At 31.7% G+C, this 16,692-nt stretch carries 12 protein-coding genes; 1 reads left to right on the top strand and 11 read right to left on the bottom strand.

From position 1 onward, the window contains the following. The first annotated feature begins 62 nt into the window (after window positions 1-62). Window positions 63-1,337: a DUF2851 family protein gene (locus tag GGR97_RS05800; protein ID WP_167897569.1), complete on the top strand. Its 1,275-nt coding sequence runs from the start codon at window positions 63-65 to the stop codon at window positions 1,335-1,337. Here the strand turns inward: GGR97_RS05800 and GGR97_RS05795 are convergent. The 11 genes from GGR97_RS05795 to GGR97_RS05745 form a co-directional block, all read right to left on the bottom strand. Beyond that, the gene (locus tag GGR97_RS05795; protein ID WP_167897568.1) at window positions 1,334-2,146 is read right to left on the bottom strand and encodes a metallophosphoesterase; all 813 of its coding nucleotides are present in this window, start codon (window positions 2,144-2,146) and stop codon (window positions 1,334-1,336) included. The genes GGR97_RS05800 and GGR97_RS05795 overlap by 4 nt on opposite strands. 31 nt (window positions 2,147-2,177) lie before the next feature. Further along, entirely contained in the window at window positions 2,178-4,634 is a 2,457-nt protein-coding gene (locus GGR97_RS05790; protein WP_167897567.1) for an alpha-ketoacid dehydrogenase subunit alpha/beta, read from the bottom strand. A gap of 83 nt (window positions 4,635-4,717) precedes the next feature. Next, window positions 4,718-7,456, bottom strand: a complete 2,739-nt coding sequence (locus GGR97_RS05785) for a M1 family aminopeptidase (RefSeq protein WP_209272326.1) — start codon at window positions 7,454-7,456, stop codon at window positions 4,718-4,720. A 68-nt stretch (window positions 7,457-7,524) separates the two neighbouring features. Beyond that, window positions 7,525-8,247, bottom strand: a complete 723-nt coding sequence (locus GGR97_RS05780) for an LOG family protein (RefSeq protein WP_167897565.1) — start codon at window positions 8,245-8,247, stop codon at window positions 7,525-7,527. A gap of 52 nt (window positions 8,248-8,299) precedes the next feature. Further along, the gene (gene uvrA / locus GGR97_RS05775; RefSeq protein WP_167897564.1) at window positions 8,300-11,119 is read right to left on the bottom strand and encodes an excinuclease ABC subunit UvrA; all 2,820 of its coding nucleotides are present in this window, start codon (window positions 11,117-11,119) and stop codon (window positions 8,300-8,302) included. A 150-nt stretch (window positions 11,120-11,269) separates the two neighbouring features. Further along, window positions 11,270-11,569, bottom strand: coding sequence for a hypothetical protein (locus GGR97_RS05770; protein WP_167897563.1), 300 nt, complete (start codon window positions 11,567-11,569; stop codon window positions 11,270-11,272). A gap of 100 nt (window positions 11,570-11,669) precedes the next feature. Next, a complete protein-coding gene (locus tag GGR97_RS05765; RefSeq protein ID WP_167897562.1) occupies window positions 11,670-12,284 on the bottom strand; it encodes an alpha-ketoglutarate-dependent dioxygenase AlkB family protein in 615 nt (204 codons plus the stop codon). Continuing rightward, the gene (locus tag GGR97_RS05760) at window positions 12,284-13,135 is read right to left on the bottom strand and encodes a methylated-DNA--[protein]-cysteine S-methyltransferase (protein ID WP_167897561.1); all 852 of its coding nucleotides are present in this window, start codon (window positions 13,133-13,135) and stop codon (window positions 12,284-12,286) included. Before GGR97_RS05760 ends, GGR97_RS05765 begins: the two co-directional genes overlap by 1 nt. Window positions 13,136-13,236: 101 nt before the next feature. Next, window positions 13,237-13,956: an N-formylglutamate amidohydrolase gene (locus GGR97_RS05755; RefSeq protein WP_167897560.1), complete on the bottom strand. Its 720-nt coding sequence runs from the start codon at window positions 13,954-13,956 to the stop codon at window positions 13,237-13,239. A gap of 3 nt (window positions 13,957-13,959) precedes the next feature. Beyond that, window positions 13,960-15,186 carry a glutamate-cysteine ligase family protein gene (locus tag GGR97_RS05750; protein ID WP_167897559.1) on the bottom strand — a complete coding sequence of 409 codons (1,227 nt, stop codon included), beginning with the start codon at window positions 15,184-15,186 and terminating at the stop codon, window positions 13,960-13,962. Window position 15,187: 1 nt separating this feature from the next. Further along, window positions 15,188-16,636, bottom strand: coding sequence for a RimK family protein (locus tag GGR97_RS05745; protein WP_167897558.1), 1,449 nt, complete (start codon window positions 16,634-16,636; stop codon window positions 15,188-15,190). Window positions 16,637-16,692 lie beyond the last annotated feature (56 nt).

Below are 16,692 nucleotides of genomic sequence, written 5' to 3'. Positions count from 1 at the left end.
TGCTTGCAAAAATAAGCTATTTATTTTTTAACTTACTTTATTAAAACAGATTCTACAACGCTATGAAAGAGTCTTTATTACATTTAGTTTGGGAGCAACAGTTATTCCAAACCACAGATTTGTTGACCACAAAGCAACAACAATTAAACATACACAATAAAGGAGTCTTAAACCATTTACAAGGTCCAGACTTTGGCAATGCTGTAATTTCTATTGATGGACAGAAGTGGGCAGGAACTATTGAAATTCATGTAAAATCTTCGGATTGGTATGCACATCAGCATCAAAAAGATCCAAATTATCAGAATGTGATTTTACATGTGGTTTATGAACACGATGTTGAGGTTTTTGATTTGCATAGCAATGAAATTCCTACACTAGAATTAAAGCCCTACATACAGAAAGATGTTTTATTGAAATATAAAAAATTGATGAACAACTCTCAGCAATGGATTTTTTGTGAATCGGAATTAAAAAACATTGATGCTTTTAAGTTGGATAGTTGGTTAGAGCGCTTGTATGTAGAGCGCTTAGAAAGAAAAGTAGGAGAGATAGAAAAGGTTTTTACAACCACTGGGCAAGATTGGGAAGCAACGTTGTTTTTGTTGATGGCTAAGTACTTTGGAGGAAATGTAAATGGGCCTATTTTTTTGAATGCTTTTTCTCAGGTAGATTTTTCTATAATTAGAAAACAATTTACGAATAAGACAACAGCTTCTTTATTATTTGGATTAGTAGGTTTGTTGGAAAGTAATGATGTGGAAGATGTATATTATAACTCTCTAAAAAAAGAGTTTCATTATCAAAAACAAAAATATCAACTAGGAAATTTACAATTGCCAAAACTTAATTTTTATGGATGTAGACCACCAAATTTTCCAACTATTAGATTGGCACAGTTGATTGCTTTTTATGAAAAACATATGACAGTGTTTGCAAATATTCTAAGTTTAGAAACGGGGTTAAAAGGTTATAAAGATTTTTTTAGCATTGAAATGGAAGCGTATTGGAAACAGCATTATAATTTTAACAAACCTTCTAAAAAATCGGCCAAGCAAATTAGCAAAGGTTTTGTGGACTTGTTGTTGATGAATGTAATTGTTCCTGTTTTGTTTTTTTACGCTAAAAGCAAAGGAAAAGACAAAAGCCATTTGTTAGACTTGATGTATGAAATTCCTGCAGAAAAGAATAGTGTAATTTCTAAATTTAATCAATTAGGAGTGAAGACAAATTCCGCTTTACAAACTCAAGCGCTACTAAGACTTAAAAAAGAATATTGCGACAAAGAGAGGTGTGCAGAATGTGTTATTGGTGTAGATTTAATAAAATGTAGTTAAATATCCATTTCGACCATTTCTGCTCTAGCTCCAAATCTTATTGGTAGAATACTAGTACCTATTCCTTTTGAAATGTACATTTTAGGTTGCGTATTTTTGTACCATCCTTTTAAGTAATTTCCGCTCCCTTGTGGTTTAAATGGAACAAAACCTAAAAATGTAATTTGACCACCATGTGTGTGTCCAGAAAGAACTAAGTCAATTGTTAAGTCTCCTTTTTGTTTGGCAATAACATCTCTATACTCTGGGCAATGAGATAAAACAATGGTTGTATCGGCCTTTTCTATATTTTTTATTGCCTTTTTAAAATCAGGAGTACCACCTATATAATCATCAATACCAATAATAGCTACTTTACGATTTTTAATAGCTACAGTTCTGTTTTCGTTGATTAATAACTCGCAATTATGGTTAGAAAAGGTATGTTTTAGTTTGTTTAAATTTACATTTCCCCAGTATTCCCAATTACCAGTAATGGCATATTTAGGAATGGAATTGTCTATTAAATTTAAAAATTGATGGAGCAATTCAATTTTCTCTGTTTTGTCAACAGAATCTCCTGTAATAAAAATGAAGTCTGGTTGTAAAGAATTTATTTTTTTGGCAATAGATTTATGAAAATAACGAAGTTCATCAAAATGTAAATCAGAAATTTGAATGATTTTAATTTTGTTGGTATCTGATTTAGAAATATCAAAATAATTCCAATCAATCATATATTTTTCAAACCAAAGAGCATCTAAAAGGAGCGCTCCAATAGAAGCAATTATTCCTGTTTTGATAAATTTTCTTCTAGATATTTTTATCATTTATCAGGATGTTTTTAAAACAAAAGATCTATTAATACAATTTAGGAAACTTAGCCGGATTTGCTTCGTGGAAAATAGCGTATACTTTTTCAAACACATCATCATGAGAAGGTTTAGAAAAATAATCACCATCACTACCGTAAGCAGGTCTGTGTTCTTGAGAAGAAATACAAATAGGCTTGCTGTCTAAATATTGATAAGCATTTTGCTCATCTACTACTTTTTGTAAAATATAGGCAGAAGCTCCTCCAGGAACATCTTCATCAATAATAGCTAATCTATTTGTTTTAGAAACGCTGTAAGAAATGTTGTGATCTAAGTCAAAAGGCATTAAGCTTTGTACATCTACTACTTCGGCACTAATACCTACTTGAGCCAATTCACGTTGTGCAACTTCCATTACAATTTTTAAAGTAGAACCGTAAGAAACTAAGGTAATATCTGTTCCTTCTTTAATAGTTTCTGTATATCCAATAGGAGTTAAAAACTCTCCTAAATTGTTTGGTTTTTCTTCTTTTAAACGATAACCGTTTAAGTTTTCTATAACAATGGCAGGTTCGTCTGTTTGTAGTAAGGTATTGTAAAAACCAGCTGCTTTGGTCATGTTTCTAGGTACTAATAAATGCATTCCTCTTAAACAGCTTAAAATTAATGCCATTGGAGATCCTGAGTGCCAAATACCTTCTAATCTGTGTCCTCTTGTTCTTACAATTAAAGGTGCTGTTTGTTTTCCGTAAGTTCTGTAACGTAAACAAGCTAAATCATCACTTAAGGTTTGTACAGCGTATAGAATATAATCTAAATATTGAATTTCTGCAATAGGTCTTAAACCACGTAAAGCCATTCCAATACCTTGCCCCATAATGGTAGCTTCTCTAATACCGGTATCAGCAACACGTAATTCTCCGTATTTATCTTGTAAGCTTTCTAATCCTTGATTTACATCTCCAATTTTACCAGCATCTTCACCAAAAATAAATAAGTTGTCGTGTTTTTTTAAGAGCGCATCAAAGTTATCACGTATAATAATTCTAGCATCTACAATTTCCTTTTCATCGGCATAGGTAGGTAACTTTTCTGCAAAAGAAGATGCTCCTTTACCAAAATCGTTTAACAACTTAGAGCTATATTTTTCTTGAGCAATAGGTAGATTTTTGTGCATCCAATTTTGCAACAATGCTTTGCTTGGAATGTTTTCTTCTCTTATGTAACTCAATATTTTTCTAGCAGCACCAAAAATATCTTTACGGTGTACTTCTGCTAAATTTTGTAAATCGTTTTTATATTTTAAAACAAAGTTTTTGTTAATGCTTTCCTCTGCTACTTTGTCTAAAATAGTTAACAAACCTTTTTGTTCTGCGTTTAAGGGTTTAATGAAAGCTTGCCAAGCTGCTCTTTTAGCTGCAGAAACTTCTTGTCTAGCTCTTTTTTCTATGGCAATTAATTCTTCCTCATTTTTAACCAATCTTAAATCGGAGTTTTCTTCAGATAAATCAAAATCTAAAATCCACTCACGCATTTTTTTAATACAGTCAAAATCTTTTTCCCATTGTAAACGTTCTGTACTTTTGTATCGTTCGTGAGAACCTGATGTAGAATGTCCTTGTGGTTGAGTAACTTCATCAACGTGAATCATTACAGGAACGTGTTCTTCTCTAGCAATTTGAGAAGCTTTGGTATATACTTCTATTAAGCTAGAATAATCCCAACCTTTAACATTAAATATTTCTATACCTTTGGTTTCTTCATCTCTTTGGAAACCTTTTAATACTTCGGATATATTTTCTTTAGTGGTGTGATGTTTTTGGTGTACAGAAATTCCGTACTCATCATCCCAAATACTAGCTACCATGGGAATTTGTAAAACTCCGGCTGCGTTTATGGCTTCAAAGAAATGACCTTCACTGGTACTAGCGTTTCCAATAGTTCCCCAAGCAACTTCGTTTCCTTGTTTACTAAATTTTTCGTATCCTTTTTGTACTGTTTTTTCTTGTCTGTATAATTTAGAAGCATAGGCTAAACCTACTAACCGAGGCATTTGTGCTGCTGTACAAGAAACATCAGAAGCGGTGTTGTATTGCTCAGTTAAGTTTTTCCATTCTCCATTTTCGTCTAAACTGTGTGAGGCAAAATGACCTCCCATTTGTCTACCCGCTGCAAAAGGTTCGTGTTTAATGTCTGTATGAGCATATAAACCGGCAAAAAATTGTTGAGGAGTTAATTCTCCCAAAGCTAGCATAAAGGTCTGATCTCGGTAATATCCCGATCTCCAATCTCCTTTTTCAAAAGCTTTGGCCATGGCTATTTGAGGTAATTCTTTACCGTCACCAAAAATTCCAAACTTTGCTTTTCCTGTTAATACTTCTTTTCTTCCCAACAAGCTACATTCACGGCTAAGTACAGCTATGTAATAATCATTTAGAATTTCTTCTTTAAATTGATTAAATGTAAGATCTTGTTCGTTTTTTGAATCAATAGTAATAGGCATAGTTTATCACAATTTATAGGGGATAAAGTTAATCAATTATGACGGGATAATAAAAAGTATGCTGATTTAGCTATTAACAATTGTTAAAAGAGCTGTTGTTTTAGAAATTTAATAATAGGTTGTGCTTTTAGGGTTACCACAAAACGAACATTGTTTAAGTAGTTATCTTGTTGTGTAACAAAGCCTTCTCTATTGTAAATAGGTAAATAAAATTCTAAAATATCGGGAATAAAGTTTAATCTAATTCCTGTTTCATAATCAAAAAAAGGTGATGAATGACGATTTTTCAACAATGAAATATTGTTAAAAGCATCTACCCATCTAATAATTCCGACACTTGTGTTAATACTTGTAAGCCATTGATTTGCAAATCCAGGATTGTTTTGAGAAACAAATCCTCCTTGAGATTTAAAATATTGTTGACTTAAAATTCCGCTAGTTTCAGATCTTCCTAAATACGGTAATTCAAACAAATAATCGTTGGCCGTGTGTTGATTCATGCTAAAATAATTACTAGTGGTATGATTGGTAATAAACGCTCCAGCATAGAACCTAAATTCAATAGGTCTTTTTTTATTGGTTAAGTGTTTGTATCTAAAATCTACATTAAGTTTAGAGAATTTACTAGCAATTTCTGTATTAACATTTAGTTGATAGTTATGGATTAACTTATTCATTTTAAACAGATAATCTAATTTAAAAAGATGATAATCATCTTCATCAGTCTTTACGGTACCTGGAGCTACTTCTTTATCTATTACTAAAAAACGGGCAGTTATTTTATTGGTTCCTAGAGCTCTAAAATCTTTTTGTTTAAAACTTAAAGAAAAATAAGGAGCAACGGTATTGTAATTTAAATCTGGTGCGTAGTGATAATTACTTCCTGAAATTCCAAAATTGGTTTGATAAATAATAGTGTTTTCTGGAAAAATAGAATAATCCACATTAAAGCCACCTGTTAAACTTTTACTAGCTGTACTAAAAGTAGGAGTAATTGCATATTCTAAATTTTGATGTAAAAATGCTTTGTTTTGTAAACTTACTCCTAAAATAAAACCATCGTAATAATTATAATCTCCTTCAGGTTTTAAAAATACTTGGTTTTTTCTAGGGTTGTTTAAGTCTTTAAGCAAGCTAATTTGTATAGGACGTTCAAACAATTTAGGTTTTTTGTTATCCCAGTTGTTTCTGTAGTTTATTTCCGGATAAATGTTTTCGTAATTCAGTACAATTTTGTCTAAACTATCGTTTTTAATACGGATGTTTTTAGTGTTTTTAAATCCATCAATCCAAGTTTTACTTTTAATGGTTTTTCCTTTTAATCCATAAACTAGCACAGGAGTAGTAATGCTTCTTTTGTTTTTTAAAGTAATGTAAACACTGTCTTTTTGAAAATCGGTAGTTACTACTTTATGGTCTATTTTCTTTTTAGTATTGATCCATTCTTTTTGAAACCAACTAATATCTTTCTTAGTATTAGCAGCTAATATTTTTAAAAATTCTTTTGAACTTACAGCATTTCCTCTGTATTTGCTAATAAATTGGTGAATGCTATTGTCTAAAGTAGTTTGCCCTACATATTCTTTTAAGTATAAAAAACCAATACCTGCTTTGTAAGGAGAAACTACTTTTTTGTTGTAATTAGATAGTTTGTTGTAAGGAGTATCTAAGTCTTGGTCTAAATTTTCTCTGGCCGTAATTTGATTGACCAGATTAAATTTACTATTAAAACTTTGCTTGGCAATGTTCATAGATTTAATTCCCCAAACCTTAGAAAGTCGTCCTAGTAGTTTTGCCTCAGGATAATGTTGATTCATGTATTTGGTAAACAAATAAATTTCTAATCCTTCTACAAACCAATAATCTTCAATTTTATTTATGGTTACAATTTGTTCTACATATTGGGTAACTAAAGCTTTAAAAAATTCTGCTTCCCATTTAAATTCATTTTTATACGGATGTAGTTGACGTGGTAAGTACTTTAATTCGTATATAGGATTTTGATTGTAAACTCTTTTTTCAATCAGTATTTTTTTATGAGGTAAAAAGCTTAAATGTTGATTTAAAAAAAACATCATTTGTTGCATTTTAACTTTTTGAATTCCAATATCTACTTTGGTTGTAACAAAATTGGTGATAATTTCTGCTGGGTAGGTGGGAACTGTTAAATAAGCACGTAGTAGGGTAACACTTAAATTAGTTTGGGTAATACCTTTACCTTTTAAGGTGTGAGTAATGGTATAATCTCCTATTGTTTTTTGATGCTGAAAGTTACTATGGATGTTGTATCCCACAGGAGTTATAAATTCAATATTATAATCTGTAGGTAGTTTGTATTGATAGTTTAAATTTTGATGTGAGTCTAATTGCCATTTTCCATGATAAATAGCAGGAGTAATGTGCCAATCTTCTAAATAAAAATCAATTCCTTTTTTACCGCTACCCGTAAATTTTGCATTGGGTATTTTAATGGTATAACGAATGTCTAAAGATGTACTATCGTTTGGAAATAAAGGATTACTAAGGTTTACAAAAACTAAATCTTGTAAATGATGAGGGGAATGGAAGTTAGCTTCTTGTTGATTGGAGGTAATTTGATGAATTAAACTATACCCACGATCGTTATTTTTAGAAAAGTAAAAATCAGTTTTATAGTCTTCTAACAATCTTTTAGCAAGAGGAGTCTCATCATTTAGGTAACTATTTGCCCAGTTTCTTAAAACAATTTCGTGCAAGGTATCCTTACTGTGGTTGTAGTAAGTAATATGTTGATTAATTTCTAATAGATTACGCTCTGGAACCAATTTAGCTTTTATGGTCAATTGATTGTTTTGACTATAAAAGCTAAGAGTATGTATTAGAATAAAAATTCGTAAAATAAATTTCAATGCTAGAAGTTGGGTTTTAATTTATACTTGTTGTAAAAGTTGTTTAAATGTTCAATAGCTTCATCTGCGGTGTCTACCAATCTAAATAAATTTAAATCCTCAGGACTTACAGTTTTGTATTCTTCTATCAATCTTTCTTTAATCCAATCTAACAAACCACTCCAATAATGTTTACCTACCAATACAATTGGAAAACGACCAATTTTTTTGGTTTGAATTAAAGTAATGGCTTCAAAGAGTTCATCCAAAGTACCAAAACCACCTGGCATTACCACAAAACCTTGAGAATATTTTACAAACATTACTTTGCGTACAAAAAAGTAGTCAAAATCTACACATTTGTCTCTATCTATCCAAGGATTGTTGTTTTGTTCAAAAGGTAAATCTATGTTTAATCCTACCGATGCTCCTTTTCCTCTATGAGCTCCTTTGTTACCCGCTTCCATAATTCCGGGACCACCACCTGTAATAACTCCAAAACCGTTTTGTGTTAATTTGTAAGCAATTTCTTCGGCAAGAATATAATTGGAGTCGTTGTTTTTGGTTCTAGCAGATCCAAAAATACTTACACAAGGTCCTATTTTGGCCATGGTTTCAAAACCATTTACCATTTCAGACATAATTTTAAATACTGCCCAAGAATCGTTACTTTTTATTTCGTTCCAGTTTTTCTGATCAAACTTACTGTATATTTTTTCTTCTTCTATTCGTTCTTTCTCTGTCATATAATATTGTTTTAGTACACTAACCTAAGTTAAGATACAAAAATAATAACAGTTAAAGTTCTTTTTTTAAGAATTGAGCGGTATAACTTTTTTTGTTTTTAGCTACTTGTTCTGGAGTTCCTTGGCAAACAATTGTTCCTCCACCTTTTCCACCTTCGGGTCCTATATCTATAATATGATCGGCCAATTTAATTACATCCATATTGTGTTCAATTACTAATACAGAGTTTCCTTTGTCTACCAATTTCTGAATTACATTCATTAAAACTCTAATATCTTCAAAATGCAATCCTGTAGTAGGTTCGTCTAAAATATAAAAAGTGTTTCCGGTGTCTCTTTTAGATAGTTCGGCCGCTAGTTTAATTCTTTGCGCTTCTCCACCAGATAATGTAGTTGATTGTTGCCCTAAAGTGATGTAACCTAAACCAACTTCTTTGATGGTTTTAATTTTTCTGTGAATTTTAGGAATCTGATCAAAAAAGTCAACTGCCTGATCGATGGTCATTTCTAAAACATCAGATATAGATTTTCCTTTATAACGAATTTCTAAAGTTTCTCTATTAAAACGTTTTCCTTGACAGGTTTCACATTCTACATGAACATCGGGTAAAAAGTTCATTTCTATCACTCGCATTCCACCACCTTCACAAGTTTCACATCTACCTCCTTTTACATTAAAAGAAAAACGACCTGGTTTGTAACCACGAATCATAGCTTCGGTTGTTTTGGCAAATAAACTTCTAATTTCATCAAAAGTTTTGGTGTAGGTTGCTGGGTTAGAACGGGGAGTACGTCCAATAGGAGATTGATCTATATCGATAATTTTATCAACATGCTCTAAACCTTCTATGCTTTTATAAGGTTGAGGTTTTTTTACTCCATTATATATATGTGCGTTTAGAATAGGGTACAAGGTTCCGTTTACCAATGTAGATTTTCCACTACCCGAAACTCCGGTTACACAAACTAGTTTACCTAAAGGAAAATGAGCGGTTACGTTTTTTAAATTGTTACCCGTAGCTCCTTTTAAAACCAATTCTTTTCCGTTTCCTTCTCTACGCTTTTTAGGAACTGAAATTTCTTTTCTTCCAGTTAAATAATCGGCAGTTAAGGTTTCTACTTTAGAGAATAATTGATAAGAACCTTCACTTACAATTTGTCCACCATGCACTCCTGCACCCGGACCAATGTCTATAACATGATCGGCACGTTCCATAATGTCTTTGTCGTGTTCTACTACCAAAACAGAGTTTCCTACATCTCTTAATTGTTCTAAAGAATATATTAATTTCTCGTTATCACGCTGATGTAAACCAATACTAGGTTCGTCTAAAATATATAAAACACCTACTAACTGAGATCCAATTTGTGTAGCCAAACGAATACGTTGTGCTTCTCCACCAGATAAAGATTTAGAGGTTCTGTTTAAACTTAAATAATCCAAACCAACATCTAATAAAAACTGAATTCTAGTTTTTATTTCTTTGGTAATTTCTGAACCGATTGCTTTTTGTTTGCTACTTAATTTATCATCTATGGTAGCAAACCAAGCAGCCAATTCGCTAATATCCATAGCAGTAATGTTTCCTAAATCGTATCCGTCAATTTTAAAATATAAAGATTCTTTACGCAAACGACTTCCGTGACAATCACTACAAACAACATCGTTCATAAAATCTTTTGCCCAACGTTGAATACTTTTAGAATCTGTGTTTTGATGTTGATTTTCTATAAAAGAAACAATTCCTTCAAAATCTATTTGATAGGTTTTGGTAACTCCCGCAGCTTTTGCATTTACGTTGATGGTTTCTTTACCACCATTAAGAATTACTTGTAAAGCTTCTTCGGGAATTTTAGAAATAGGATCATCTAAACTAAACTGAAAAGCACCTGCAATGCTTTGTAATTGTTTAAAAATCCAAGTATTTTTTTGTGGTCCTAAAGGAATAATTCCACCATCTCTAATGGAAACAGAATTATCTGGAATTACTTTTTTAAGTTCAATTTCTGCTACATGACCAATTCCGTTACATTTAGGACAAGCTCCTTTGGGAGAGTTAAACGAAAATGAGTTGGGTTCTGGCAAAGGATAAGAAATTCCTGAACTAGGACACATTAAAGCTCTACTAAAATAACGAGGTTTGTTCTCGTTAAACTTCATTACCATTAATACACCTTCTCCTGCATACATGGCTGTTTTTATGGTTTCTTCTAAACGTTTTTCTTGTTCAGCATTAATCACCAATCTGTCAATCACAATTTCAATATCGTGAGTTTTGTATCGGTCTACCTTCATGCCTTTGGTAATCTCTATAATAACACCATCTACACGTACTTTGGTAAAGCCTTGTTTGGCAATTTGCTCAAACAATTCACGGTAATGTCCTTTTCTGGATTTTACTACTGGAGCTAATACCAATGTTTTTTCACCATCAAAATCTTGTAAAATTAATTCTTTGATTTGCTCATCAGAATAACTTACCATTTTTTCGTTGGTGTTGTAAGAATACGCATCGGCAACACGGGCATATAACAAACGTAAAAAGTCGTAAATTTCGGTAATGGTTCCTACCGTAGAGCGTGGACTTTTATTGGTGGTTTTTTGTTCTATGGCAATTACGGGAGATAGTCCATCAATTTTATCAACATCTGGTCTTTCTAAACCTCCTAAAAACTGACGAGCATAGGCAGAAAACGTTTCAATATAACGTCTTTGTCCTTCTGCATAAATAGTGTCAAAAGCTAAAGATGATTTTCCACTACCACTTAAACCTGTAATTACTACAAGTTTGTCTCGTGGAATTTTAACATCAATATTCTTAAGATTGTGGGCTCTAGCTCCTAATACTTCTATAAATTCGTTGGTTGCCATGTGTTTTTTAGAAAAACACGAAGTTACTATTTTTTGCTAGGATTTTAAGAATGACAGGGTTATTCTGCTTAAGAATATAAATTTTAAATAAGAAATAAAAAAAGGAGAAACCAAATAGGTTTCTCCTTTTAAGGTTAGCAATAGTATTGCTTATTTCTTTTTCCAGTATTGTTGAATTGCTTTTGTTTTTTCTGGTCCAATAAGAGTTCTTAATTTTTTATTGGCAGCTTTATTAATTTCTTTCTTTTTAGCTTTTTGAGCTTCGGCATCTAAATCACTTGATTTTAATTCTTTAAAAGCCGCAACTTTTTCTTTTTGAATTTCCATAGCTTTGGTCATCTCAATTGGAGTTAATCCCGCATGTTCTAAAGCTCCTTTGTAAGATTTTTTTTCTTGTGCATTAACTGCTAGCGCTAAGAATAATGCAAAAATAAATACTAGTTTTTTCATTTGTATATGTTTTTAATTTAGAAGCAATAATATACATATTTAATATTAACAATTGACTCATATGTTTTTTAGAAAGAAAAATATGGTTTGTGATAGAGTATCAATTATTTGTTAACGAGTGGTTTATGTTTCTAAAGGTTAAATTAATTCTAGGAGATTTAACTAAAGTAGTAGGAGGTAGTTTGTGTAGCCAATTTGTTTGCGTATCTCCTTTCATAATTAACAAACTTCCTTTTTCTAAAACTATAGAAACGGTTTGTTTGGTAGTTTTGTGTTTAAAAGAAAATTTTCTATCCGCTCCAAAACTAATAGAAGCTATTACGGGTTGGTTGCCTAAAGCTTTTTCATCATCAGAATGCCATCCCATAGCTACGTTACCGTTATGGTATAGGTTTAACAAACAAGCATTAAAAGTAATATTACATTTTTCTTCGGCAATTTTTTTTAGATTGATGAGTTCTGTAGTCCAAGGTAAAGCTTGTTTTATGGAATTAGAATATCCGTATAAAAAATTAGAATCGCCATACAATGCTACTTTTCGTTGGGTAACAATGCGTTTTCCAAATAGGTTGGCTTCATCGTTTTTCCAATCTATAGTGCTAACCAACAATTGATAGTATTTTTGAGCGTTAGCTAAGCTTATCACGTTTGGATAGTAATAAACTTCACCATCAAAAGGTAATAGGTTGGTTGGGGTGTTGTTAAATAAATCCATTATTCAGTATCTGTTTTTGCAGATTCCCACCCAATAATGGCTTTTTTACGAACGGTTCCCCACATATAGTTTCCAATAATTCCTGTAGCTCTAATTACCCTATGGCAAGGGATTAAAAAAGCAATGGGATTGTTACCAATAGCAGTTCCTACAGCTCTTGATGCTTTGGGTTGTTCTATGTTATTGGCAATAGCTCCGTAAGTACTTAATTTTCCTGTAGGAATAGTTAATAAAGCTTCCCATACTTTTAATTGAAAAGGAGTTCCTTTAATATGTAAGGGTAAAGGTTGATCTTGTTTTTCTAAAGTGTTAAAGGTGGTTAAAGCTTTAATTTGTAAGGGATGTTCTTGATGTATATAAGTAGCATTACTTAACCTATTTTTTAAATGGATGATTTCAGTTTCTATATCATCAACAAAAGAATCATCAACAAAAGAAATATGACAAATACCTTTATGGGTATTGGCAATAAGCACCGTTCCAAAAAGACTAGGGTAGTGGTAGTAGTAAATAGTTAAAGTTTGTCCGTTGTTTTTATACTCACCAGGAGTCATTCCTTCAATATTCACAAACAAATCATGTAATCTACTAGTGCTAGATAAACCAAGTTGGTGAGTAGTGTTAAATAAATTGTATTCGGGTTTGTTTAACAACTCTTTTGCGTGTTGTATACTAATGTATTGTAAAAACTTTTTAGGACTAACGCCAGCCCACTCTGTAAATATTTTTTGCAAATGGAATGGACTTACATGCATTGCTTTAGCCAAATCTTCTAGCTGAGGTTGCTGTGTTGCATTTTTTTGTAAAAAAGCAATAGCCTTGGCAATAGTTGTATAGTGTGTTTGTTCCATATTGAGCAATGTACTACAAAGGTAGGTTTCCTTTTTAATATCTAAAATCCGATTCTTGTGAAACTAAAAAAGATGAAACTTTTTAGATTTCATCTTATGTGTTAAAACCGATATTTATTGTTTTCAATATTTGTTTGCTGTTCTATAATTAGCTTGAGGGATTTGTAAATTACCTTTTTTAAATCTTCATTTATTTTGTTTTGAAACGAAAATTTTTGGTTCACTTCAATCTCTATACCTACATAGTTTTTAGGGAATTGTTTTCTAAGTGTTTTGGTAAATCCATCACTTACACCTTTGTATGGATAATTAAACCGAATATTTAATTCAGGAGCTCTTTTTTTTAATTCCGCTTTTAATAAGTAGGCAATTTTTTTCTCATTAGGTGATGAAGGATCGTATAACAAACCAATATCACACTTTCTAGTAACACCATTAAGAACAGGAGTAAAACTATGTACCGATAAATGAAAGATACATTGATGACTGTGCAACAGACTTTCTATTTGTTGGGTAATTTTACTTCTATAAATATGGTAATATTGCTGAATTAAAAGTTGTTTTTCCTTTTTATTTAAGGTTTTTGTAAACTCAGAAAACAACATAGAATGATGTAAAGATCTATTCAATTCAATCAACAATCTACTAACTTCATTACTTTTATGAAATACGGCTAAAGGCCTTAGGTATTTAAATAAATCTAAGGCACCTTTGTCATATCCTCTATGGGTGTGTAAAACTAATTCTTGACCCTGAAAAAGAGCATCGTAGGCTAAAGGAATGTTGTTTCCTCCGTGTTCGCAAGTTAAAAGTAGCTTCATGTTTTAAGTGTCGAATAAAATGTTTTGTTGCAAACAGTCTGCTAGTTTTGTGTACACTTTCTGAATATTTTTTTCTGAAAAATTATTTTCTAAAGCTTTTTCTATACGTGTAGATAGCGTTCCTTTTTCTAAAATAAATTCAATTGTAAGTTTGTACGTTTCAGGAATGTTTGCTACTACGGTTTGGTACAAATGTTTCCAAATTGTTTGCACATTTTCTGTAGTTAGAACTCCTAATTCTTTAGCATAATCTACATTGGTAACCCTGTAGTTTTCTCCTTGTTTGATGGTGTTGTTTAAAATAACTGCTAATGCTGTTTCGTTCCAGTTTTTTTGGGAAGTTAAAGACGTAAAAGGATGATAGACCAACGTTTTTAAAACTTCGGTTACTAAAATAGCAATAGAAATATCTGCTTTTGGACATTCTTGAATATCCATAACTCTAATTTCGATGGCATTTCTATCAAATCTAGCAATGGCACCTCTAGAGTTTACAAAATAATGATCTAAGACCTTTTCTTTGTCAAAAGGTTCTATGGCTTTTTTGATAGGTTCAAAAATAATAGTCTCATAATCATTCCTACTAAAAACCTGTTCTGGAATTACGCTACCCGCTATTATAGGAATTTCTTTTTGATTGTATTTATAACTTTCCAAACGGCTGTCTTTGTATCCTGTAAGTTTTCCATCTAGTATTGGAGAGCTAGCACATAAACCAGGTAATATAGGCAACAAAATACGAATAGCTGCATGCAGTTTTTCAAACTCCTCATTGTTTGCAAAAGGAAGGTTAATGTGCATGCTTTGTAGGTTGCTCCATCCATGTCCTTTGCAATCAAAAATAGTATTGTATAGTTCGTAAATTTCGTTAGAACCGTGTTCCCAAAGTTTGGTTTCGGTAAAAGGATTCATTAACGGATGACATGCAGTTCCTAATAATTTGCTGTTAGTTTGTGCTAGCAAGTTGTTAATCTCAATAATGTTTTGATGAAAATGAACATCTAACCCTGTTAAGTTATTCACAGGGTTTTGTGTTTTAATTTCTACCACGTGGGCAACCAACTCATTACTCCAACCAATGGTTCCGTTGTCTATATCATCAATTAAAGTTCCGTTTTTAGCCGTTAATAAATTGGCTACTTTTGGTTGTACTTTAAAAGTGGAATTGTGAACTAACATGTATTCAAGTTCAATTCCGTAAACTTCAAATAATTTATATTTTGTTTTCATCTTAAGATAAAACTCTAGTTTTAAATGCTTCTAATATTGTGGTGTAAATTAAATCTCCATAGTATTCATCTTCCACACCTACATCAATGTTTGGGTTGTCGTTAATTTCAATCACCATAGGTTGATTGTTCACAATTTTAATATCAATACCATACAATCCTAAGCCCATAATTTTAGCAGACTTTAAGGCAATGTTGATTACTTTTTTAGGAACTTTTTCTATAGGAAAACAATCCGATGCTCCATCTTGTTCTTTTTTCTTTTTGGCATTCCAGTTGTAAATTTGCCAGTGATCTTTGGCCATAAAATATTTACATGCATAAAATACTTTTCCGTCTATAACACCAATTCTCCAATCGTAACTAGATGGGCAGAATTCTTGTGCAATAATTAAATCAGACTCTTTGAGCATACTGCTTGTAAGTTCCTTGTACTCTTCTTCTGTTTTGGCTTTTTTAACTCCAAAAGAAAAAGTAGAATCTGGTGTTTTTAACACACAAGGCAAACCAATTTCTTGCAACACTTCTTCCTGATTATTTACGTGAATAATTTTGGTTTTAGGAGTGTTGATGTTTGCATTTTGTAAAGCTTCTGCCATGTACACTTTATTACAACATTTTAAAATAGCATCAGGATAATCTACAATAGCAATATCTTGTTGCTGTGCTTTGCGGGCAAAAGTATAAGCCTCATTATTTACTTCTGTACTTTGTCTAATAAATAAAGCATCAAAAGAAGTTAATCTAGACAAATCTTTAGGTTCTATAATTTCTGCATAAATCTTTAGCTTTTCTGCAATTTCTATAAACTTTTTGATGGCTTTGGCATTGCTAGGAGGAGCAGGATCGTTTTTGTTGACCAAAATAGCTAAATCAAAATCGTACTTAATTTGTTTGGGCTGATCGTATCTTTTTTTAGAAAAATACTGACTAGCAAACTCTTGAGCCAATTCTATGTGTGCAGTTGGTATTTCGGCTTCGGTAATAGCTTTAATACTTTGTACTTGCCATTTGTAATCAAAATTAAAAGTGATTCTTAAAAATGGTATTTGAAAGTGTTTGTAAAACAAGGCACTCAATTCTTTGTATTTTTGAGCTACGTTTTGTCCAAAATAAATACTTAAAGTAAAGTTCTGAGATTTGATAGATTTTAAACTTTGTTGAATAATTTCATCAAACTCATCGGATACAATTTTAACCAATTCTAGTTTGTCTAAATCTACCAAGTTTTTTACGGTAGGAGAAACACGATGTCCTCTTGCTTCGGCTAATAAAGAAACATAGTAACCTTTAGATTGGTAACTATAGTCTTTACATAAATTAAAAATCCTCCCTTTTTTTAGTAAAGAGTAAGTAGGATTTGTAAGGTAATCTTGTGAAGAAATAACTGTAATATTATCAACTAAAAAACGCCATTTTTCAGGTTGATTTACAACTAAATACTTGTTCATTTAAGGGTTTTCATTTGTCTTGATTTTTGACTAAATGTATATGAAAAAATAATACA

This window comes from Wenyingzhuangia aestuarii, assembly GCF_011927765.1.
GTDB classification, from domain to species: domain Bacteria; phylum Bacteroidota; class Bacteroidia; order Flavobacteriales; family Flavobacteriaceae; genus Wenyingzhuangia; species Wenyingzhuangia aestuarii.
The sequence above is the reverse complement of the archived record's forward strand: the minus strand, read 5'-3'. Positions and strand labels throughout refer to the sequence as shown.